The 23396-nt window shown below is 66.5% G+C and carries 7 protein-coding genes; 1 reads left to right on the top strand and 6 read right to left on the bottom strand.

Going from position 1 to position 23396, the window contains the following annotated elements:
- Nucleotides 1-34 precede the first annotated feature (34 nt).
- Nucleotides 35-8467, top strand: a complete 8433-nt coding sequence (locus tag MUN81_RS04300; protein WP_245115393.1) for an FG-GAP-like repeat-containing protein — start codon at nucleotides 35-37, stop codon at nucleotides 8465-8467.
- 86 nt (nucleotides 8468-8553) lie between these two features.
- On the opposite strand, the gene MUN81_RS04295 is transcribed toward MUN81_RS04300, so the two are convergent.
- From MUN81_RS04295 to MUN81_RS04270, 6 genes are all read right to left on the bottom strand, one after another.
- The gene (locus MUN81_RS04295) at nucleotides 8554-8847 is read right to left on the bottom strand and encodes a carboxypeptidase regulatory-like domain-containing protein (protein WP_245115391.1); all 294 of its coding nucleotides are present in this window, start codon (nucleotides 8845-8847) and stop codon (nucleotides 8554-8556) included.
- A 287-nt stretch (nucleotides 8848-9134) separates the two neighbouring features.
- Complete coding sequence (locus MUN81_RS04290; RefSeq protein WP_245115389.1) at nucleotides 9135-16583, bottom strand: FG-GAP-like repeat-containing protein; 7449 nt, start codon at nucleotides 16581-16583, stop codon at nucleotides 9135-9137.
- A gap of 662 nt (nucleotides 16584-17245) precedes the next feature.
- On the bottom strand, nucleotides 17246-19201 hold the full coding sequence (locus MUN81_RS04285) for a polysaccharide lyase family 8 super-sandwich domain-containing protein (RefSeq protein ID WP_245115387.1): 1956 nt from the start codon (nucleotides 19199-19201) through the stop codon (nucleotides 17246-17248).
- 171 nt (nucleotides 19202-19372) lie between these two features.
- Complete coding sequence (gene kduI / locus MUN81_RS04280) at nucleotides 19373-20203, bottom strand: 5-dehydro-4-deoxy-D-glucuronate isomerase (protein WP_245115385.1); 831 nt, start codon at nucleotides 20201-20203, stop codon at nucleotides 19373-19375.
- Between the two features lie 86 nt (nucleotides 20204-20289).
- Nucleotides 20290-21054 carry a 2-dehydro-3-deoxy-D-gluconate 5-dehydrogenase KduD gene (gene kduD / locus MUN81_RS04275; protein WP_245115383.1) on the bottom strand — a complete coding sequence of 255 codons (765 nt, stop codon included), beginning with the start codon at nucleotides 21052-21054 and terminating at the stop codon, nucleotides 20290-20292.
- Between the two features lie 48 nt (nucleotides 21055-21102).
- Entirely contained in the window at nucleotides 21103-23382 is a 2280-nt protein-coding gene (locus tag MUN81_RS04270) for a glycoside hydrolase family 3 C-terminal domain-containing protein (RefSeq protein ID WP_245115381.1), read from the bottom strand.
- Nucleotides 23383-23396: the final 14 nt, after the last annotated feature.

The following is a 23396-nucleotide window of genomic DNA, read 5'->3' as shown; positions in this document are numbered from 1 at the left end:
TTACTGCCGTTCTTCTTATCCTTTATTTCACAGTATGACCCAACGGTTTACGCAGCTTGCCAGGCTCGCGCTTGGCTTCTTATTGGTTAGTGGTGTAGGGCAGCTACCAGCCCAGGCCCAGGCGCCCACCGTCACGTCATTGCAGCCGGCCCGACAGGCGGTGGCCGCGCCCCGCACGGGGCCGGTCACGGTAAGCTTTTCGCAGCCCATCAGCGCCGCCTCGGCTTCCAACCTGAAGGTGTACGGCAACCAGCTGCGCGGCAAGCGGCCCGGCACCGTGAGCGGGGGCGGCACCAGCATTCTGAGCTTCGCCCCCACCCAGCCCTTCGCGGCCGGCGAGCGCGTGAGCGTGACGGTACCCAACACCCTCTCCAGCGGGGCGGGCACAGGAGCGGCCAAGCAGGTGTACCAGTTCACGGCGGCTACGGGCGGCCCGGGCAAGGGCTTCTTCCTCGACACGACGGAGGTGACCTACACCAACTCGCGCGACATGCTGCTCGGTGACATCGACAACGACGGCGACCTGGACCTGCTCTCGAACATCGGCCTGTTCGGCATGTACTCGTTTCTGAACAACGGGCAGGGCGCCTTCACCGCCAATTTCAACACCGTGGTGGGCAACACGCCCAGCGGCGCCGTGCTGGCCGACGTGAACCAGGACGGCTTTCTGGACCTGCTGGCCGGCGACGCCGACAACGCCACCGTGGCCATTGCCCTCAACAACGGCGACGGCCACTTCGGCGTGGCCAACCTGGCCGGGCAGCTCCTCAACGTGGGCAACCGCCCCGTGAGCGTGGCCGCCGGCGACGTGGACGGCGACGGCGACATCGATTTCGCCTCGGCCAACTACAACAGCAACACCGTGAGCGTGGGCCTTAATGGCGGCCAGGGCGTGTTCACGGGCGTGGTGACGGTGGCAGTGGGCAGCCAGCCCACCAGCGTGCAGCTGGCCGACGTGGACAACGACGGCGACCTGGACATCATCACCAGCAACAGCGGCAGCAACACGGTGAGCGTGCGCGTGAACAACGGCAGCGGTAGCTTCTCGGGCAGCACCAGCGTGGCCGTGGGCGCCGCCCCGTCGGACGTGGCCCTGGCCGACATCGACGGCGACGGCGACCTCGACCTCATCACCACCAACGCCACGGCCGGCACCCTGAGCGTGCGCTTCAACAGCGCCGGCAGCTTTGTGGGCAGCACCACCCTCACCCTGCCCACGGGCAGCACGCCCAACGCCGTGAGCACCGGCGACGTGGACGCCGACGGCGACATGGACCTGGTAGTGGCCCAGGGCACCGGCGGCCAGGTCATCACCATCCTCAATAACGGAGCCGGCAGCTTTGCCACCCAGTTTGGTGCGCTGGAGCTAAAAGCCACCCAAGGCACGCCCTACTCGCTGGGCGTGACGCTGGGCGACGTGGACGGCGACGGCGACCTCGACGTCATCACCGCCGCCGGCCCTTCCAACCGCGTGATAATGGGCCGCGACGGCCTGGCGCCCCCGGTATCGGCGCCCACGCTCACCGCGTTTTCGCCGGCGGCGGGCCCGGTGGGCACGTCCGTGCGCATTGCCGGCACTGCCCTCAGCAGCACTTCGGCCGTGCGCTTCAACGGCGTGCCGGCCGCCTTTCTCGTCAATTCCAACCAACAGGTGACGGCCACCGTGCCAGCCGGCGCCACCACCGGCGTCATCGGCGTGACCACCGCGGGCGGTGCCGCGACCTCCACGCAAACCTTCGTGGTGACTGCCGGGCCGGTGCCCGCCGTGCTGGTGGCCGGCACCACGCCCGCCCGCAACGCCACGAGCGTGAGCCGCACTGCGGCGGTGCAGGCCACGTTTGCCAGCCCCATTTCCACGCTCTCGGCCAATGAGCTGCGCGTGTTCGGCTCGCAGCGCCGGGGGCGGCAGCTGGGCGCGGTGAGTGGCGCGGGCACCGCCACGCTGAGCCTCACGCCCAGCCCGGCCTTTGCGCCCGGCGAGCGGGTTTCGCTGCTGCTGCCGGCCACGCTCACGGGCACGTCGGGTGGCTCGGTGCAGCCGCAGGTAATCGAATTCCGGGCCGCCACGGGCGGCACCGGCGAAGGAGTGTACTCCGCGGTAGCTAGCTCTACGGCCATGGGCAGCACAGCCGGCAGCCTGCACGCCGTGGACCTGGACAACGACGGCGACCTCGACGTGGTGGGCACCGTTAGCACGGGCACCAGCACGTTTGGCCTGATGGTGCGCCTCAACAACAGCACGGGCACTTTCACGACCGGCGCGGGCTTGCCCACGCTGGCGGGCTCGGTAACCAGCGAGCCCCTGCCGGCCGACGTGGACGGCGACGGCGACCTCGACCTGCTGGTGGCCGAAATCGTGACCGGCAGTACCACCACCGTGCGCGTGGACGTGCTGCTGAACGACGGCCGGGGACAGTTCTCGATGGGCAGCCCGCTGAGCGCCAACAATGTATCGGGCCCGATGCGCGTGGGCGACCTCGACGGCGACGGCGACCTCGACCTGGCGTACCTGGACTACTCACAGTACCTACGCGTGGCCCTGAACAACGGCGGGGGTACTTTCGGCTTATTTGGCTCGCCGCTCGACCTCAACAACCCCAGCCAGCTGCGCCTCGGCGACCTGGACAACGACGGCGACCTCGACGTGGTGTCTACGTCCTACAGCGGCGGCCTGCACGTGGCCCTCAACAACGGCCAGGCACAATTCACACTGCTGCCGCGCGTGTCGTTGGGCACTACCTACGGTGCCAACATGGACCTCGCCGACCTGAACGGAGACGGCCGCCTCGACCTGGTAACCACCACCAATGTGTTCAACAGCAACCCCGTGCCGGTGCTGTTTTGGGCAGGCTTGGGCAACGGGCAGTTTACTTCAGCCGTGGCCGCCACCACCGTGCCCAGCGACCCCACCGGCCTGAACCTGGTGGACGTGAACGGCGACGGCAACCTTGACCTCGTATCGTTTAGCGGCAGTGGCGGGGGCACCGCGCTGCCCAAAATCAGCGTGCGTCTGGGCAACGGCACCGGCCTGCTCCAGCTGCCCACCGACTACTCGGTGAGCACCGCCGGCACCGCCATTTACAACGGCGAGCTGGCCGACTTCGACGGCGACGGCGACTTGGACGTGCTGTACCCGGCCGGTGGCAACGCCATTGAGCTGCGCCTCAACCAGGGCCGCCCCGCTCCCACCATCACCGCTTTCTCGCCCACGCGCGGCGCGACGGGCACCCGCGTCATCATCACCGGCACCAACTTCAGCAGCACCCGTAGCGTAGCCTTCAATGGCACGCCGGCCAGCAGCGTGACGGTGCTTTCGGACACGCAGAGCACGGCCGTGGTGCCGGCCGGTGCCACATCGGGCCCAATTACGCTTACCACGCCGGGCGGCGTGGCCACCAGCGCCGGCAGCTTCACCATCACGGCGCCGCTGCCCATCAGCAGCTTGTCGCCGGCCCGCAACGCCACCAGCGCCCCCCGTAACGGCAACATCAGCCTGAGCCTGGGCCAGGGCGCCAGCACCGCCAACCTGGTGGTGCGCAGCAACCTATGGCAGGGTCGGCGCGCCGGCACGGCCTCTGGTGCCGGCACCAGCACTCTTGGTTTCGACCCCGCCCTGGACTACGCGCCCGGCGAGCGGGTGCAGGTGACCATTCCGGTCCCGGCCGGTGCCGGCAGCACGCCGCCGCAGGTGTACGACTTCACGGCGGCCACCGGCGGCCCGGGGCAGGGCAATCTGCGCTGGGGCGGCTACGCCAACTACACCGGCTACCTGAGCAGCGCCGTGGGCGACTTCGACGAAGACGGCGCCGTCGACATCATCACGCAGGAGTCCTTTCAGAACCGTCTGCGCATTCTGTTTAATGACGGCCAGGGCCGGTTTGGGGCCCGCACCCAAACCGTGAGTACTTCGCTGGTGCGCGCCATTCGGGTGGCCGACATCAACGGCGACTCCCACCTCGACCTCGTGACAGCCGAGTTTCTGGCCTACCGCTCGGGCCGCGAAATCAACCGCGTGTGGTGGCGGGCCGGCACCGGCACCGGCAGCTTTGGGACCGCCCAGCCCGTGCACGTCGTGAACGGCACGGTGCTGGACCTGGCCGTGGGCGACCTCAACGCCGACGGCACTTCCGACCTGGCCGCCCTGGTGCAAAACGCCGACAGCGTGATGGTGACCCTGAACGCGGGCAACGGCACCTTCCAGCGCCGCGCCGACGTGGCCGCCGTGCGCGGCTGCAACACCCTGCGACTGGCCGACCTCGACAACGACGGCAACCTCGACCTGCTCACGGGCGGCGCGCAACTGACTTCGGCGCAGGTGGGCCGCAGCATGGGCACCGGCACCGGCGACTTTGTGCCCGTGGCCGCCCTCACCTTCGCCGAGCCCGTCATCGCCTTCGAAACCGGCGACCTCGACGGCGACGGCACCCTCGACCTGGTGGCCAGCACGGCCACGTCGTACTCCCAGGGCAACGTGCGCCTGCGCAAGGGCGATGGCCTGGGCAACTTCGGTACGGCGCAGGCCGTGGGGCCCAACGGCTACTTCGGTGCCCTGCGCGTGGGCGACTTCGATGCTGATGGCGACTTGGACCTAGCTACCGGCCAGACCGTGTATTACACCGGCGCCAACATCCTGCTCAACAACGGTACCGGCACGTTTGCCGCGCCCCTCACGCTGGCGCCCAGCACCGTGCCGCGCGACATGACCGTGGCCGATTTTAACCTCGACGGCAGCCTCGACATCATTGTGGGCGGCGACAGCCTCATTGCCGCCAACGGCAGCAATTATAAGAGCGGGCTCTACACTTACTTCAACCGGCCCCTGCAGCCCACCATTGCCGGTTTCACGCCCACCAACGGGCCGGTGGGCACGGTCATCACCATCACGGGCACGTCGCTGGGCAGCGTGACCACCGTCACCATCGGCGGCGTGTCGGTGCCCTTCACCATCGTGTCAGCCACCCAAATTACCATCACCACCACGCCGGCCACGGCCACGGGGCCCGTGGTGGTGTCGGGGCTGTCGGGCGTGGCCACGGGCGCCACGTTCACGGTGCCGGTGCCGGCCATTAGCAGCTTCACGCCGGCCAGCGGCGCGGTGCAACGCGTGGTCACGGTGGCAGGTCAGTACTTTGGCGGCACCACGGCGGTGCGCTTCAATGGCACGCTGGCGCCGGGCTTTGCGGTGCAGGGCGGCACCCAGCTCACGGTGCCGGTGCCGGCCGGGGCCACTTCGGGCGCCATCAGCATCACCACGCCCAGCGGCACGGCCACCAGCCCCACGGCGTTTGTGGTGGTGCCCAATCCCGTGCAGCTTTCTTCGCTGCCGGCCCGCCACGCCATCGGCGCGGCGCCCAGCGCTTCGCTGGCCCTCACGTATTCGCAGCCCATCGACCAGGCCTCGGCCACCAGCAAGCTGCTCCTGACCAGCAACCTGCGCGGCAAGCGCAGCGGCGCCGTGAGCGGCGGCACGCCCCTCACCTACCGGCCCACTGCGGCCCTGCTGCCCGGCGAGGAGCTGGCCCTGAGCGTGCTGCCCGGCCTGCTCGACCAGAACGGCAACACCGTGCTGGGCAACACGGCCCGGGTGCTCACCTTCCGGGCGGCCACCGGCGGCACCGGCCGCGGCGCTCTAGTGGCCGATGCCCCCATGACCCCGCCCAGCCAGACCCGCCGCTACCTGGCAGCTGACTTCACCGGCGACAACGCCGTGGACCTGCTCACCATTTCCAACCCCAGCAGCGGCAACAACTATGGCACGCTCTACCGCAACAACGGCCAGGGTGGGTTTACGACCCAGCTGGCCTTCGGGAGCGGGGAGTTCAACTACCTCGGCCAGGCCGACCTCGACGAGGACGGCGACCTCGACGTGGTGGGCACTAACCGTATGAACGGCTCGCCGGGCATCGTGCAGTCGCTGATTAACGACGGCCAGGGCAACTTCCAGGTGCCAGCGGCCCTTGCCAGCAGCACCTGGTATAATCCCGTCGGCTACGACCTGGGCGACATCACCGGCGACGGCCACATCGACCTGATACTGCGCGACGACTCCGGCCTGCGCGTGTACCCGGGCACGGGCCGGGGCGGCTTTGCGGCCCCGCTGCCGGCCATTGCCATTGGCACCACTCCCATCGACGGGCTGCGCCTGGCCGACCTCGACAACGACGGCGACCTCGATGCGCTGACCTACGGCTACGTGCAGGCCAACTACTACACCGGCGTGATATCGGTGCTGTTCAACGATGGGGCCGGCCAGCTAGTGGCGCCGGCCACGCCGCCGCGCTACGAGTACGGCTTCGCCAACGTCAACCTGGGCGACTTCGACGGCGACGGCGACCTCGACCTGATGCTGCAGAACAACTACCTGCCCGGCCTGGCTTTCTACGCCAACGACGGCGCGGGTGGTTTTGGCCAGTTTGTGCGCTACGTGAGCTACCCCATGGTGGGCACCGTCGGCACCAGCGACGGCGTGAGCGTGGGCGACATGGATGCCGACGGCGACCTCGACGTGGTGATGGGCACCTTCAACGCCGGCCTGAGCGTGCTGCGCAACACCGGCAACATGAGTTTTGCGCAGCCCACGACGGTGGCTACCACGCTGGCGTCGCCCATTGCCATGGCCGATTTCGACGGCGACGGCGACCTCGACGTGTTCACCACGTCTTTCTACACGGCCAACGCCGGCATCCGGCTGCTGCGCAACGGACCGGTGGTGCCGCCCCTGCAGCTGCTGAGCCACACGCCCGCCACCAACGCCCTGAACGTGTCGCGCACGGCCCCCGTGCGCCTCAACTTCAACCAGGCCCTGACCGCCGCCAACTTCGACGCCTGGCGCATGCACACCACCATGCGCCAGGGCAAGCGCCGCGCTTCCTATGGCCAAGTGGGCACCGCCACCCCGGACCTGACGCCCCAGGACGCGCTAATGCCCGGCGAGCAGGTGAGCGTGAGCATCCCCTCGTTCCTGCAGGCGGCCCCCACAACGCCCGGCGTGGCCGGGGCGCGGGCCAAGCCCGAAGTGTTTCAGTACACGGCGGCCGTGGGCGGCACGGGCGTCGGCAACTTCGGGGTGGCCCCGCAGGCGCCCAACCCGTTTGGCGTGAACCTGGGCCCGCCCCGCGACTTCATCACGGGTGACTTCAACGACGACGGCGCCCTCGACATCATCACCGCCGGCCCGGGCCCGTTTTCCAACGTCGACGTGACGCAGATGTACCTGTGGATGGGCACCCCCAACCACACGGGTGCCTTCACCTACCATTCCACCCTGATTCCCTACGCCTACTCCTCGAGCGCCCACATGGCCGCCGTGGACCTGGATAACGACGGCGACCTGGAGGCGGCCATTGTGGACCACTACGGTGGCCCGCTGCAATCGCACCTGAACCTGGCCTACAACACCGGCAACTCGTTCAGCACAAACATGTACTACTCCTTCACCTTGGACACGGGCGCTTACGCCATTGCTTTCGGTGACTTCGATGGCGACGGCGACCAGGACTTAGCCCTCACCCGCCCGCAGGCCATCGACATCTACGTGAATACCCGCGGCTACTTCGTCGACAAGCCCTACACGTTCACGCACGGCTTCGCGCTGCCCGTGGGCCTGGCCATGGGCGACTTCGACCGCAACGGCGGCCTCGACCTGGCCGTGGCCGACGCCGCCACCGGCGCCGTGAGCATGTGGTACAACGCCAACAACGACGATTTGGGCATTTCAGGCCAGGTGGTGCCCTTGGGCCTGAACGCCGGCACCGGCTTCACGGCCAAGGACCTGAAAGCGGGCGACTTCGACGGCGACGGCCATCTCGACCTGGCCGTGCTGGGCTCCACCGGCGCGGCAGCTGGCGAGGCGCGCCTCTACCGCAACACCGGCTCGGCCAACACGTTTGCCGCGCCCGTGGTGCTGCCCATGACCGGGGCACCCAGCACCCTGGCCCTGGGCGACCTCGACCACGACGGCGACCTGGACCTGGCCATCACGGCTGGGGCCGGCACTGTGCAGCTGCGCATGAACGGCGGCAGCTTTGCCTTCACGGCGGGCACGCCCGTTTCAGTGCCGGGCACGCCCAGCGCGCTGGCCCTGGCCGACTTCGACACCGACGGCGACCTGGACCTCATCAGCATGTCGGGCACCACCGCCGCTCCTGGCCTGAGCCTGCGCCTGAACGGGGGCACGGTGCTGGCCGCCCGCAACGGCACCGAAACCGCCGCCGCGGAACTGCGCCTCTACCCCAACCCCGTGGCCGGCGCCAGCCAGCGCGTGCAGCTGCAGGTGCCGGGCCTGGGCCGCCAGGCCGCCACGGTCACGGTGTTCAACACGCTGGGGCAGCAGGTGTACCGTCAGGAAATACCCGCCGCCAGCGCCGGCAGCGCTATCCTCAGCCTGCCCCAGCTGGCCGCCGGCACCTACCTCGTGCGCCTCTCCACCGCCGACCGACAGCTTAGCCGCATGCTACAGGTAGAATAGCCACCCGGTGGTGCATCCTCCCAAACGCAAAAAAGGCCACCCGACACATCGGGTGGCCTTTTTGCTTTTTGCCATCGGGCGATGCCTCAATCGGCGTAACGCAGGTAGAAGTTGACCTGCACGGAATCGCCCGGCTCCACTTTCACGGAGGCGCGCGAGGAACGTACGCCCGTGTGCTCCACCACCAGCTGGTGCTTGCCCACGGCCACCGGCACGCGGTACGCGCCCAGGGCATTGGTGTAGTACACTTTGCCATCGACCGAAACCGAGGAGGTGGCCATGGGGTAGCGCCCGGCATCATCCACGGCTTGCACCTGGCCAAACAGCACGGGCGCTTTGCCCGGCACGGTCCGGAAATGCACCACTTCTTGCTCGCGCAATGATGAAGGGCTGCTGCTGACGCGCTCAGCATTGCAGCCAACCGCTGCTACAGCCAGAAAAAAAACGAGGGCAGAAAATGACTTCACAATGTCAGGAGCCGAAAATGATGGATGCTTGAAAGAATGCTTATGACTTTACGGCCATTTAGCACTGCAAAGTACCACCTTTTGTCCGACTACCGCCGACCAGGAAGTAATAGGCGTGGCGCCGCCAGGGCACCGTGGCCGCAAGTTGAGCACCGGGTGCCTCGTTCGGCGCCAGGGTTGTTCCGTCGAGGTAACGGCGTTTATTCCACCAGCAGGCGCAAGGTGCTGGGGCCGCTGCGCACCACGTACACGCCGGCGGCCAGCCCGGCCGGCAATGCCAGCTGGGCGGTGCCCGCCGCATCGGCCGTGGCCGCGGCCACCACGCGGCCCAGCGCATCGCATACTTCCACCGGCGCCCCGGCCGCGGTGCCGCCCACCGTCACCGTCTCGCGGGCCGGATTGGGGTAAAGCGTGAGCGGCTGCTTCCCGCTCAGCGTCACGGCCCGCACGGGCGAGAATGCGGCCGTGCCGTCGAGGTCTACCTGCCGCAGGCGGTAGTAGATGGGGGCCTGGCTGGTGCCGGCCTGGGGGAGCGGGCTGTCCAGATAAGCGTAGTCCGTCGCGCTGGTTTTGGTGCCCTGGCCGGCTACTTCGCCAATTCTATCAAACTGCTGCCCGTTGAGGCTGCGCTCGACTTCGAAGCGGGCGCTGTTCTTTTCGCTGGCGGTGCGCCAGTGCAACTGCACGTTCGGCGCTTTGGCCGTGGCGGTGAAGGCCGTCAGCTCCACGGGCAGCGGGGCCGTGTTCAGGTTGAGGCGCACGCTCACGGTGTTGCTGCCCGAGTTGGCCGCCAGCAGGTCGAGGTCGCCGTCGCCATCCAGGTCTCCCGCGGCCACGCCGAGCGGGGAGTTGCCCACGGCGGGGTCGGTGCCGTTGCTGAACACCCCGGTATTTGTGCCATTGGCATTGCCGCCGTTCAGGCGCACGCTCACGGTGTTGCTGCCGAAGTTAGCCGCCAGCAGGTCGAGGTCGCCGTCGGCGTCCACATCGGCCAGCGCCACATCGTTGGGGGTGTTGCCTACCGTCACGGTGGCGGGGGCATTGAAGCCGCCCGTGCCTGTATTGAGGGCCACGCTCACCGTGCCCGTGCTGATGCCGTTGGCGGTCACAAAGTCCAGCGCACCGTCGCCGTTCACATCGCCCACGGCTAGTCCGCGCGCCAGCTGCCCCACCCCAACGCTGGCGCCGGCGGCGAATATGCCGGTATTGGAACCGGTGGCGTCGCCGCCGTTCAGCAGTACGCCCACGGAGCTGATGATGGTGCCGGCGCTCACAAGCAGGTCCAGGTCGCCGTCGTTGTCCACGTCGCCCACGGCCACGCTGGCGGGGTTGTTGCCCACGGTGGGGTTCGAGCCGTTGCTGAACGTGCCCGTATTGGAACCGGTGGCGTCGCCGCCGTTCAGGCGCACGCTCACCGTGCTGGTGCCGCCATTCACGATGACCAAATCCAAATCGCCGTCGCCGTCCAGGTCGCCCAGGGCCAGGTCGGTGGCTTGGTTGGTGCCGCTGGCCGTCGAGCCGCCCGAGAAGACGCCCGTGTTCGAGCCGGTGGCGTTGCCGCCATTTAGCAACACGCTCACGGTGTTGCTGCCCGAGTTGGCGGTGAGGATGTCCAGGTCGCCGTCGCCGTCCACGTCGCCCAGCACAATGCTGGCGGGGCTGCCACCCACGCTCACGTCGGTGCCGTTGCCAAACGTGCCCGTATTGGAGCCGGTGGCGTCGCCGCCGTTCAGGCGCACGCTCACGCTGAAGTTGCCCGAGTTGACGCTGACCAGGTCGAGGTCGCCGTCGCCGTCCACGTCGCCCACGGCCACGCCGGCGGGGTTGGCACCCACGGCAATGTTCGAGCCGTCCGGGAAGGCCCCCCGGCCCTGGCCGCTCGTGGCCGCCACAAACTGGTACACGCGCGGGCGGGCCGCCAGGCCGGTGGCCGTCGCCAGGGTGGCCGGCACGGTCACGTTCACCACTTCGCCGGGCTGGAAATTGGCGCGGCTGCCCGGCAGGCTGCTGGTGTAGCCGATGGTGCTGCCGCCGCCCCCGGTCCAGGTGCCGGCTTTGCGCCCACCCGCTTGCGCCGAATACACTTTCACCTGGCTGGCCGCCGTGGTCACGCTGGCACTGCTCACCGGCTCGCTGAAGGTCAGGCCCACGGCCGAGCTGGTGCGCGGGGCGCTGCGGGCGTTGGCGGCCGGGCTGGTACTGGCCACGGCCAGCCGCACCGCGAAGGTGGCGTTGGCGGCGCTGCTGCCGTCGGGGGCGCCCACGGTGATGCTTTGGGTGGCGCTGCAGCCGGCCGGTACCGTGAAAGTGAGGCTGGTGCCATTGACTACGGTGGGCGTCGTGCTCACGCCGTTCACCGTGAGGCTGGTGGCCGCGCCCAGGTTGGTGCCGGTGAGGGTGACGGGGGTGCCGGCCACGCCGCTGGTGGGCGAGAAGCTGCTGATGACAGGGGCCGGGCCGCGGTTGAAGCGCACGCTCGCCCCGCCCCCCGTCGAGCCGCCGTCGTCGGAAATGGCCGCAAGCAAATCCAAGTCGCCGTCGCCGTCCACGTCGCCCAGGGCCACGCTATAGGGCTTGGTGCCCACGGCGACGTTGGTGCTGCCCGTGAAGGTGCCGGTGCCGCCGTTCAGCCGCACGCTCGCCGTGTTCGCACCCGTGCCAAAGTTCGCCGTCACGATGTCCAGGTCGCCGTCCGCGTCCACGTCGGCCAGCCCGGCGTAAGAGGGGCCGGTACCCACGCTCACCGTGGAGCCGGCGGCGAAGGTGCCGGTGCCGTTGTTCAGTTGCACGCTCACGGTGTTGCCGGTGAAGTTGGCACTGATGAAGTCCAGGTCGCCGTCCGCATCCACGTCGCCCAGCTGCACGGCGTAAGGGCCGGTGCCGACGGCCGGGTTAGAACCGCCGGAGAAGGTGCCGGTGTTCGAGCCGGTGGCATCGCCGCCGTTCAGGCGCACGCTCACCGTATTGGCGTTGAAGTTGGCCGTGAGGAGGTCGAGGTCGCCATCGCCGTCCACGTCGCCCACCGCCACATAGCCGCCGCCGTTGCCCACGCTCACCGTGGAACCGGCGGCGAAGGTGCCCGTGCCGTTGTTCAGCCGCACGCTCACGGTGGCGGCGGTGGTGCTGTAGTTGGCCGTCAGGAAGTCCAAATCCCCGTCGCCGTCCACGTCGCCCACGGCTGTGTTGAAGGGAGCGGTGCCCACGCTCACGGTGGAGCCGTTACCAAACAGGCCGGTATTGGAGCCGGTGGCGTCGCCGCCGTTCAGGCGCACGCTCACGGTGTTGCTGCCGGAGTTGGTGGCCAGGAAGTCGAGGTCCCCGTCACCGTCCACGTCGGCCATCACCACGTCATAGGGCTGGCTGCCCACCGGCACGGTCTGGCTGCCACTGTAGGCGCCGGTGCCGTCGTTGTAGCGCACGCTCACCGTGCTGGCGTTGAAGTTGGCCGTGAGCAGGTCCAGGTCGCCGTCGCCGTCCACGTCGGCGGCGGCTATGCCCGTTGGGGTGGTGCCGGTGGTGAAGTCGGAGCCGGGCTGGAAACTGCCGGTGCCCGAGCCGCCGGCCGCCGCCGTGAACTGGTACACCTGCGGCTTGGCCCCAAGGCCCGTGCTGCTGCTGGTGACCGCAGCGGGCACGGTCACCAGCACCGTTTCGCCGGGCTTGAGGTCGGTGGCGGGGTTCACCGTGAGCACGGCGGCGCTGGCCGTGGCGTTGCCGCCGCGCACCACCTGCCCGCCGCGCTGCGGGCTGTACGCCCGCACGGTGCCGGCCGTGGCCGCGTTCACATTTTGGTTGAAGGTGATGCCCACGTTGGTTGTACGCGCCGCCGCCCGGGCGTTGCGCGTGGGGCTGAGGGCGCTGACCAGCAGCGGCAGCGCCACGGTGTAAGGCGCGGCGCTGGTGCCCGTGCCCGCCGCATTGACCACGCTGATGGGTCCCGTGGTGGCCCCGGCCGGCACCGTGGCCGTGAGGGTGGTGCTGTTGGTGACGGCGAACGTGGTGGCCGCCGTGCCATTGAAGCGCACCGCCGTGACCCCGACGAAGCCCGTGCCACTCACCGTGACGCTGGTGCCCGCCAGCCCCACAACGGGCGTGAAGCTGCTGACGGTGGGCGGCCCCACAAAATCCGTCGCGCTCGTGGCCGTGCCGCCCGGCGTCACCACGCTGATGGGGCCCGTGACCACGCCCGCCGGGGCGGTGGCCGAGATGGTGGTGGCATTGGTCACGCTAAACCCAGCGGCCGCCACCCCGGCAAAGCGCACGGCCGTGGCCCCCGTAAAATTGGTCCCCGTGATGCTCACCGCCGTGCCGCCCGCGCCGCTGGTAGGCGTAAAGCTGCTGATGGTGGGCGGCGCACCGCAAGTGGCCGTGAGGGTAAACGGGCCCTTGGCTGTGTTAAAGCCCGTCACGTACACCAGGTAGGGGGTGCCGGCCGTCGAAGCAAACGTTAGCGTTGAGGGGCCGCCGGTGGTCACGCCGCATCCGTCGTCGTCGCTGGCCACGCAGGTGTAGGCCCCACAACTGCCCGTGTACACAAACAGCACCATGTCGTAGGTAGTGCCGGTGCAGGCGGTGAGCGTGATGCTGGTGCCGGTGCCCGTTATCTGGTAAAACACCCCGCCCGAGGTGCTGGGCGTTCTGCCACCGCAAGCCACCGTCGGGTCGCCGGTGTTCGTAACGCCCACGGTGGTGCCCGTCACCGTGCCGCCGCAGGCCAGCGGCAGCGCGTTAGCGCACAGGTCGTTGCCTGGCGGCAGGTTGAAGCTGGCCGCGCTGGTGCCGGTGCCCACGGCATTTGTCACGCTGATGGGCCCCGTGGTGGCCCCGGCCGGCACCGTCGTGTTGATGGTGGTACTGTTGACCGCCGTAAACGTGGCCGCCGTGCCATTGAAACGCACCGCCGTTGTGCCCGTGAAGTAATTTCCCGTGAGGGTAACGGCCGTGCCCACCGCCCCGCTCGTCGGCGTGAAGCTGCTGATAATGGGCAAGCCGGGGTCTACCGTGAAGACACTTGGCGAGGTAGCCGTACCCAGCGGCGTGGTCAGCACAATGCTGCCCGTCGGCGCCCCCGTCGGCACCGTCGCCCATATTTCCAGGTCCGACGCCACCGTGTACGTGGGCGCGTTCACCCCGCCAAACGTGATGGCTGAGGTGCCGGTAAAGCCCCGGCCCTGGATATTAACGACAGTGCCCACTATCCCGGTCGTGGGCGAGAAGCTGGTAATGGCCAGCGACGCCGTCACCGTGAAGTTGGTGGGCGAAGTGGCCGTGCCGCTGGGCGTGCGCACAGTAATCGGGCCAGTGGTGGCCCCGTTGGGCACCGTGGCGGTGATGGTAGTGGCATTCACCACGGCAAAAGCCGTCGCGTATACGCCGTTGAACTTCACGTTTACCGCCCCCGTGAAGCTGGTGCCCGTTATCGTCACCGTGGTGCCCACGGTGGCGCTCGTGGGCGAGAAGCTCGTAATGGCTGGCAGCACCAGGAAGGTGGTTGGGGCCGTGGCAGTGCCGCTGGGCGTGGTCACGGTAAGGGCCCCGGACGTGGCCCCAGCCGGCACCGTGGCCGTGATGGTGGTGGCGTTCACCACGGCAAACACCGCCGCCGTGCCGTTGAACTTCACCGCCGTGGCCCCGGTAAAGTTGGTGCCGCTGATGCTCACGCTACCGCCCTGCACCTGCCCGGCAGCCGGCAAATAGCCGGTAATGGTGGGGGCCAGGCCCGGCGAATTCACCGTGAAATTGGCTGGCGTGAGGGTGCTGGTTGTCACGGTGCCGCTGGGCGTGGTCAGGCTGATAATGCCCGTGGTGGCCGTGCCGGGCACCGTCACCGTGACCGTAGTACCCGTGCTGAGCGTGGCAATGCGGGCATCGACGCCGTTGAACGTCACCTTGTACGTGGCGCCCAGGTTGGTGCCCGAGAGGGTCACTTCCGTGCCCGTCGGGCCGCTGGTGGGCGCGAAGCCGGTGAGGGTGGGCGCGCCTTCCAGCGCGCCGGTGGCGGTGCCCACGCCCACCGCCCGCCAGGCCTGCGCCGTGGCCGTGGCCTCGGCCGAGCCCAGGCCAAACAAATCGATGGCGGCCTGCAGGGTGGCCTGACGGGCGGCTAGGTAGTTGGTGCTCGGCGTCATGTAAAACCGCTCGGCGCGGTAGGCTATGCGCTCGGCCTTGGCAATGCTGATGCCCGTCACGCTGAAGCTGGTGCCAAAGTCGTTGGTGCCCGCGCCGCCGGCGCTCAGCAGATAAAACCAGTAGTTGAGCACGCCCGAGTTGGTGTGCACCCCGCCGTCGTCGGCGGTACCGGTATACCAGTTGGTGCCCTTGTAGGTGTCGGGCTGGCCGAACTGGTTGGGGTTGCTCATCGAGCGCAGCGCCAGGCCGAAGCTGGGCAGCGTAATATCTTCGCCGATGAGGTACACCTGCTTGGCGGGGTCAAAATAATTTTCCACGCAAGCCCCCCAGATGTCGGAGAAGCCTTCGTTGAGCGCCCCCGACTCGTTGGAATACACCAGATTGGCGGTGGCCTCGCACACGGCGTGGCCGATTTCGTGGCCGCACACGTCGATGGCCGTCAGCGGCCTGAACAGGGTGTTGCCGTCGCCGTAGAGCATGGCCGTGCCATTCCAATAGGCGTTGTCGGTGCCAGCCGTACTGGTGGGGGTTTCGTCGTAGTGCACGTAGCTCAGCAGCACGGAGCCGCGGTCGTCGTAAGAATCGCGGCCGTGCACACTGGCCCAATACCCCTGGGTGGCCTGGGCCCCGAGGTGGGCGTCGAGGGCGGCGTTGTCGAAGTTGGCGTTGTTGTGCTCGGCGGCCGTCCAGTTGTTGTCGTTATCCACGAAGTCCACCGCTGCCGAGAAGGTGTTACCCTTGCGCACGTTCAGGGTGGTAACGCCCCGGCTGGTGGCGGTTTCGCGCAGGCGGTAGCCGCTGCCGGTGTTGTCGGTAATAGAAGTGCGCGTGCCCACGTAGCGGGTGGCAAACGTGGCCCCCGGCGCATTGGCGTGCTTGATGATGGCATCGCGCAGCACCACCTGCCCGGTCTGGGCATCGACGTAGTACCAGGCACGGCTCACCGGCTCGTGGGCGTAGATGTTGAATTTCCAGGCCAGCACCAGCGGCCGGCCGGCTTCGGGCTGGCGGAAGTCGCCCACCAGCACCAGTTCGCCTTCCGGCTGGTAGGTGGCCGTGGGCTTGCCGGTTTGCTGCTGGAGGACGGCTTCTTCGGCGGGCAGCTGCCACTTGTAGGTGCGGGCCCCCACCACGGCCAGCGCCCGTTGCAGGGCGGCGGCCTCGCTCAGCCTCGGCTGCACGGCCAGGCCCGCGGCCGGCTGTAACGTCTCGCCACTGATTGATTCCACTTTGCCGGCGCGGCTGTGCACCCGCAGCAGGCCGTGCTCCACCTTCACGCCCTGGTAGTACACCTGGTATTGCTCGTGCACGAAGCCCAGCGGGTCGGGCTCGGTGGCGGTGGGGCGCAGGTCGGTATTGGGGGCAAGGTGCAGGGCGTCGCGCAGCACCTGCTTGCGGGCCTCCACCGTGGGCGCGGCCCGGCCAACTACAACCTGGGCCACGGCGGGCGCGGCCGCCAGCAGTGCCAGCAAAGCCAGTGGGCCAGCCAGCAAGAAACGGAGGGTGTAGAGGTGCTTCATGAAACGCGACTTTAATGAGTGATAAAAAACTAGCAACCAATGCGTCTGCCTTCGGCGAAGCAGCGCATAAGCTCCTCAAAGCCCCGCTTTAAAATTAAGAAATAAATATTATTTATTATATATATTTTAAGAGTAATTCCTATTTTGGTAACATTCCATGGTCTGTCTCCGCTGCTTTTCACCGCCTGCTGCAAGCGCCCGGGCAGCCACCGAAACGGCTACTTGCGTTCTGCTACGCTGGGGGTGGCACCCAACTGCGGGGGTACAATGAAGCCTTACTCTCTTGAGCTGGCAAACCACGAAGAATCGACCAATTGCTCTTGTGAGCCAATTGTTTACACCCCCACAGCTCGTTCACCGAAACCGTGAATTCATCATCCTCAATAGCGCGGCTCACTTCACCGAAGCCCGCGGTATGCCCTGGGCGCCTGCACTCAGCAGCAGGCATGCACTTCCCCCCTGCTCTCGCACCGGCAGGCAGGGCTTTCAGCGCTGTTTATGCGTCCTGCCTCGGACTGGAACCCGCGAGTCAGCTAATGGCCGAAACCCAACCACCTAACCGGTCACAAGCTCGGCAATGGCAACGAGGACTTATTAGCAGTGCGGCACGATGTCCCCACTGACAAACAATGCGTTGAGCCAATATCAGGCAACCGGCACGTTCAAAGGCGCACTTTTACGCTGCTGCCTAGCAGGTCGTTCTGGGGCAAGGCGACGGTTCGGGATGCCCCGTTGATGCTCACTTTAACGCTTCGCAGCGTCCGGGTAGGGTCGGCCACCCATACTTCCGCCTGCGAAGTCGCACGCTTGTACATCAGCAGACACGGACTGTCCACCCCGATGCTGACGGTGGCACTTGCGCGCAGCTTCCCGGGCTGGTAGAAGGCGGCAAGCACCTGGTTGTTAAAGAAAATGGCTTGGATGGCGCGGGTATTCGCCAACACCTGTGCCGGAAAACGGCGCGCCGCGTCGCGGGTCTGTTTCTGGCTCAGACCAATTTGGACGGCGTAGGCATAATCCGACGTTTTGCTCTGAGGCAGCATAATGGTGCAGGTTTTCCGGGATTCGGTCCCTGCCGGCGGCACTACCAGCGAGGCGACATCCACGGCCGGCCAGTTGCTTTTTCTGGCCTGCACCAACGTTTTTGGCTGGTTACCGGGGCTCAGAAAAAAGTAGCCGATGCTGTCGTGCCAAAGCCAGCGCAGGCTGCTTGAGGTTGCTTCGGCGCTCAGGAGCGGGGCCTGGTAGTAGGTTTGATTTACCGTTGTAACTACGTTTTTCGGGTCTTTACCCGTTATTCCTGCCCCCAAGGCCACGAGCGTATTGCCCACCATGAAATAGCTTTTGCGTGCCTGCAGGCCGAGCCGGTCGTAGGCCATGGTGCTCAGGCCCGCAATGCCGTCCGACACCTGGCCCACAAAGGCCGCTTCGTTGCTGGATTTCAGCACCTGGGCGTCGCCGGGCGCCAGGGTAGTATCGGCAGTGGTGCCGGGCAGCATGGCCCAGTTCCAATAGGCCTCGATGTCGTGGTACTCCCGACCGGTGCGCTGCACCAGGCTCACGCCGTCGTTCAAATAGGCCCCGAGCAGGTTTTCTCCGTTGATGGATTCGATTTTTTTCACGAAGGGGCCGTGCGTTTTCACGCTCATGAAATACTGCCCCCGGGCCATTTGCACCTGATAGCCGCTCCGCCAGAAATTCTGGTTGCCCTGCAACTGGCAGGCCGCATCGGCCGGGCCGCCGAAGCCGTCGAGAAAGTAGCGGCAGGCCTGGGCTGGGTTGAGGGCACGCACCAGCCGCAAATCGTCGTAGAGCACCTGTCCCCGCTTGGTGTCGGCGCCGGCCCGCAGTTGCCGGCCGCGGGTCGTCATATCCATCCGGCCCCGGAACACCGTCCAGCGCAGGCCGTTGGCGCAATAATCAAACAGTATGCGCTGCTTTTGCGGCGTAAAGGCGTAGCTGGTGCCCTCCGTGACGGCCAGCCAAAACAGCAGGCTGTTCACGAAGTGCAGGCCGTAATTGCCAAACTGCAGCATGGCCCCGTGTTGCTGAAACGAATAGTCCGGCTGAATGCCTTCGCCCGTGGTGACTTCAATAACGGTGGCCATGTTAGTCAGCGCCTGGGCCAGCCCGGCGGCATCGTCGTGGAGCAGCGCCACGCGGGCTTCGATGTCGTGCTGCCAGATTTTGTTCTGGCCCGTGGGGTTCTTCTGCGCAATGCGCGGGCGCAGCACGTCGTCGAGAAACGCCCGCTCTTGCGCATTGGCCTCAGCTCCCAGCATTAGCAGCAGGCTGGAATAGGCAAAGGGCGTGTTGATTTGGTTTTGCCACCAGTTTGGGCAGCGGAAATCGTGGCTTGTCCAATAGGTCAGGCCGCGGTGCAGCGCCGCCAGGTACCGCGGGTCGTGGTTGCGGTGGTACTGCCGGGCCACCAGCAGCAGGCGGTACAAGTGCCACGAAGGCGGCCACGCGTTGCTCAGCGTGGATTGGTAGTCGATGTCGGGCCAGGCGCCCTCCGGCGTCAGGGAGGCGTAGTAGCCCGCGCCGTCCTTCGTGTAGGTGATGTCGCCACTCAGCTGGTAGCTCCGCTCGCTGGCGTAGGCAGTGTCGGAAAGCAAGAGCCGCACGCAGCGACTGCGCGCTGTTTCTACTTCGCCAGGGCGGGCGGCCGGCAGTTGGGCCCAGGCACTGGTAACGAAACAGCAGGACAGTAAAATAACAAGCGCGAGGGTTGCTTTCATGTTCTTCAGATTTTAGCCAACAGGCCTTTGCATAGTATGCCGGATGGCTTAGCGCAGGGCCTCGAGGGGCACGGCGTCCATGTCGGTGTATTCGCGGTTTTCGCCGGCCATGCCCCAGATGAAGGCGTAGTGGCTCGAGCCGCAGCCGGTGTGGATGGACCAGGGCGGCGAAAGGATGGCCTGCTCGGTGCTCACCCACAGCGGGCGCGTTTCCTGCGGCTCGCCCAGCAGGTGCAGCACGCGCTGGCCGGCGGGCAGGTTGAAGTAGAGGTAGGCCTCCATGCGGCGGTCGTGGGTGTGGCTGGGCATCGTGTTCCACACCGAGCCCACCTTGAGCTGGGTCAGGCCCATCACCAGCTGGCAGCTGGGGATGCCTTCCTGGTAGATGTACTTGTAGATGGTGCGCTCGTTGGCCGTTTCCCGGGCCCCCATCTCCACCGGCGTGGCTTCGGCCTGGGTGCGGCGCGTGGTGGGGTGCACCGCGTGCGCCGGGGCCGAGAGCAGGTAGAACTTGGCCGGCTGGGCCGCGTCCGCGCTGGCAAAAACCACTTCCTTCGAGCCCATGCCCACGTAGAGGCAGTCCTGGTTATTCAACTCGTACACCGTGCCGTCCACCGTCACGGTGCCCGCCCCGCCCACGTTCAGCGCGCCCAGCTCGCGGCGCTCCAGGAAAAAATTGGCCTTGAGCGACCCGGGGCAGGGCAGCGTGAGCGCCGCGCCGGTGGGCTGGGCCCCGCCCACCACCATGCGGTCGTAGTGCGTGTAGGTCAGCTCGATGGCGCCGGGCGTGAAGATGTTTTCAATCAGGAAATGCTCCCGAATGCCGCTCGTGTTGAGCGTGGCCGTTTCGCGGGGGCCGATGGCAAAGCGCTGGGTCATATTTCAGTTAGCAGTTGTTAGTGAGCAGGTATCAGTGAGCAGTTGAAAAATCATGTTCACTGCTCACTGATAACTGTTAACTGATTTTATCGCCCCATCCAGCCGCCGTCGACGGTGAGGATGGTGCCGTGCACGTAGTCGGAAGCCGCCGAAGCCAGGAACACGGCCGGGCCTTTGAAATCGTCGGCCTCGGCCCAGCGGCCGGCCGGAATACGGGAGAGAATGGCGGCGCTGCGCTCGGCATCCTGGCGCAGGGCGGCGGTATTGTCGGTGGCCACGTAGCCGGGGGCAATGGCGTTCACGTTCACGCCGCGGCCGGCCCACTCGTTGGCCAGCGCCTTCACCAGTGAGCCGATGGCGCCCTTGCTGGCCGCGTAGCCGGGCACGTTGATGCCGCCCTGAAAAGTGAGCAGCGAGGCCGTGAAGACGATTTTGCCCGAGCCGTTTTGCAGCATCCGGCCGCCAATGGCACGGGCCAGGCGGAAGGGCGCGTCGAGATTAATGTTGAGCACATCATCCCAGTCCTTATCGGAGTGCTGGGCGGCCGGCGCGCGGCGGATGATGCCGGCATTATTAACCAGGATGTCGATAACCGGAAACTCCTGCTGCACCCGGCTCAAGAATCTGGTCACTTGCGCACGCTGGCTGAAATCGGCTTGGTAGCTGTGGAACCGGCGGCCCAGCAGCCGTACTAGCCGGCCGGTTTCGCCGCCGTCCGGCTCCGCTGTGGCCGATACGCCGATAATGTCGGCTCCGGCTTCGGCCAGGCCCAGCGCCATGGCCTGGCCAATGCCGCGGGTGCAGCCCGTCACCAGCGCCACTTTACCAGTTAAATCAAAAAGTGAAGCCATTGGAGCTTGCAATACGGTAGGGAGATGAAATGAAGTAGTGGCCTGCTCTTAAAGCGTCGTGCTGCCTTTCAGGCGAATGTCGCGCGAGGAGCTGCCCACCAGCACGTCGAATTTGCCGGGTTCCATCACCCACTGCTTTTTGGCATCGCTGTAAAACTGAAACGCTTCGGCATTCAAGGGCACGGTAACCGTTTGTGCTTCACCAGGCTTGAGGAATACTTTTTTAAAGCCTTTGAGTTCTTTTTCGGGGCGCTTCACCGAGGCTTGCTCGTCGTGCACGTACACCTGCACTACTTCGGCGCCGGCCGTCTTGCCGGTGTTGGTCACGGTCAGCTTCACAGTGGCGCTTTTGGGGCCGGGCGTCACGGTCAGGTTGCTGTATTTGAAGGTGGTGTAGCTCAGGCCGTGGCCAAAGGCGAATTGGGGCGCGACGTTGTAAGTGTCGTAGTAGCGGTAGCCCACCCAGATGTCATCCTTATAAGTCTGCTTGAGCGGGTCGCCGGGGGTGCTTGGGTATTCGCCCAGCTTGTGGGCCGGCGCGTCTTCCAGCTTCACCGGAAACGTGAGGGGCAGCTTTCCGGAGGGGTTCACGTCGCCGAATAGGATGTGAGCAATAGCATTGCCGCCTTCCATGCCGGGGTACCAGGCTTCCACCAATGCCTTAGCCTGGCCCACCCAGGGCGCGACTTCAATGGGCCCGCCGCCGAGCAACACCACCACGGTATTGGGATTGGCGGCCAGCACGGCCTGCACCAGCTCGTCCTGGCCGAAGGGCATTTTCAGGTCGGGCTTGTCGATGCCTTCGGCGTCGTAGGCGTTTTGGCCCCAGTTAGCGTAGTCGTAGCCGTGGATGTAGCCGCCCACATACACCACCGCGTCGGCAGCTTTGGCGGCGGCCACGGCTTCGGCAATCAGGGCCGGGTCGGCTTTTTGGCCGCGGGCCACTTTGTAGCCTTCGGCATAGGTGACAGTAGCCTTGTCGCCCAACTCGTTCTTAATGCCTTGCAAGGGCGTGATTTCGTACTTGGCCTGCAGCTGCGCGCTGCCGCCGCCGCCCGCGTTTTCGCGCGTGGCATTGGCCCCGATGACGGCCACCGTGCGTGCCGTTTTCTTCAGCGGCAGCAGGCCGTTGTTTTTGAGCAGCACAATGCCTTCCTCGGCCACTTTGAGGGCGGTGGCCTGGTGCGCGGCGGTGTTGTGCGAGCCCGGCTGGCGCTTTTTGCCGTCCAGCATGTTGGTGGCGTACATCACCCGCAGAATGCGCCGCACCTTGTCATCGAGCAGTGGCTCCAGCTTGGGGTCTTGCTTGATGGCTTCCAGAGCCGCATCGGCCAGGTAGAACCGGTCGTAGATGTTCTTGGTCACGGCCGGGGTGGCCGCGCCAGTGCTGGCGGTGGCACTCTGGTCCACGCTGTTGCGCTTCAGCACCAGGTCGGTGCCCATTTCCAGGTCGGTGCCGTTGCGCAGGGCGTCCATGGTGTTGTGGTTGGAGCCCCAGTCGCTCATCACCAGCCCTTTGAAGCCCCATTCGCCTTTGAGAATGTCATTCATCAGGTAGGCGTTTTCGGTGGCAAACTGGCCCCGAAACTTGTTGTACGAGCCCATCAGCGCGTGCGCGCCACCCTGTTGCACCGCCGCCTGGAAGCCGGGCAAATAGATTTCCCGCAGGGCCCGCTCGCTCATGTACACGTCGATTTTATTGCGCTGCCATTCCTGGTTGTTGGCCGCGTAGTGCTTCACGCAGGCCGACACGCCCTGGTCCTGCACGCCGCGGATGTAGCCCGCCGCCATCTGCCCCACCAGGTAAGGGTCTTCGCTGAGGTACTCAAAATTGCGCCCGTTGAGCGGGGCCCGGATGATGTTGATGCCCGGCCCCAGAATGATGTCTTTGCCGCGAAAATTGGCTTCCTGGCCCAGCACAGTACCGTAGGCATAGCCCAGCTCCGGGTTCCAGGTGGCGGCCAGGGTATTATTGGTGGGCAGGTAGGTGCCCGCGTTGTTGGGGTCTTTCACGGCCTTCCAGTCGCGGCCCTGCTCGGGGCGCACGCCGTGGGGGCCGTCGGAAGTCATCAGCTCGGGTATATTGAGCCGCGCAATGCCGCCGGCGGCAAACGACGAGTTGGCGTGCACCATTTTGATTTTTTCTTCCAGCGTGAGCTGCTTTAGCAGCGCATTCACGGCCGCTTCGTTGTCCATGAGGGCGGTCTGCCGGTTTGGCGGCGCGACGGCGCGTTTGGGCTTGGCGGGAGGTGAAGCCAGATTGAAAGCAGTAGCGGCGCAAAGAGCCGTGCAGGTCACCGCGACCAGGCGTACAGAAGCAAATTTCATAAGGTGAGAGTGGA

Origin of the sequence: Hymenobacter sp. 5317J-9 (genome assembly GCF_022921075.1) — a bacterium.
GTDB lineage: Bacteria > Bacteroidota > Bacteroidia > Cytophagales > Hymenobacteraceae > Hymenobacter.
The sequence above is the reverse complement of the archived record's forward strand: the minus strand, read 5'-3'. Positions and strand labels throughout refer to the sequence as shown.

Bases quoted from the DNA above. Each gene is read 5' to 3' on its own strand.
- MUN81_RS04300 (WP_245115393.1), top strand. From the start codon at position 35: ATGACCCAACGGTTTACGCAGCTTGCCAGGCTCGCGCTTGGCTTCTTA.
- MUN81_RS04290 (WP_245115389.1), bottom strand. From the start codon at position 16,583: ATGAAGCACCTCTACACCCTCCGTTTCTTGCTGGCTGGCCCACTGGCT.
- MUN81_RS04270 (WP_245115381.1), bottom strand. From the start codon at position 23,382: ATGAAATTTGCTTCTGTACGCCTGGTCGCGGTGACCTGCACGGCTCTT.
- kduI (WP_245115385.1), bottom strand. From the start codon at position 20,203: ATGACCCAGCGCTTTGCCATCGGCCCCCGCGAAACGGCCACGCTCAAC.
- kduD (WP_245115383.1), bottom strand. From the start codon at position 21,054: ATGGCTTCACTTTTTGATTTAACTGGTAAAGTGGCGCTGGTGACGGGC.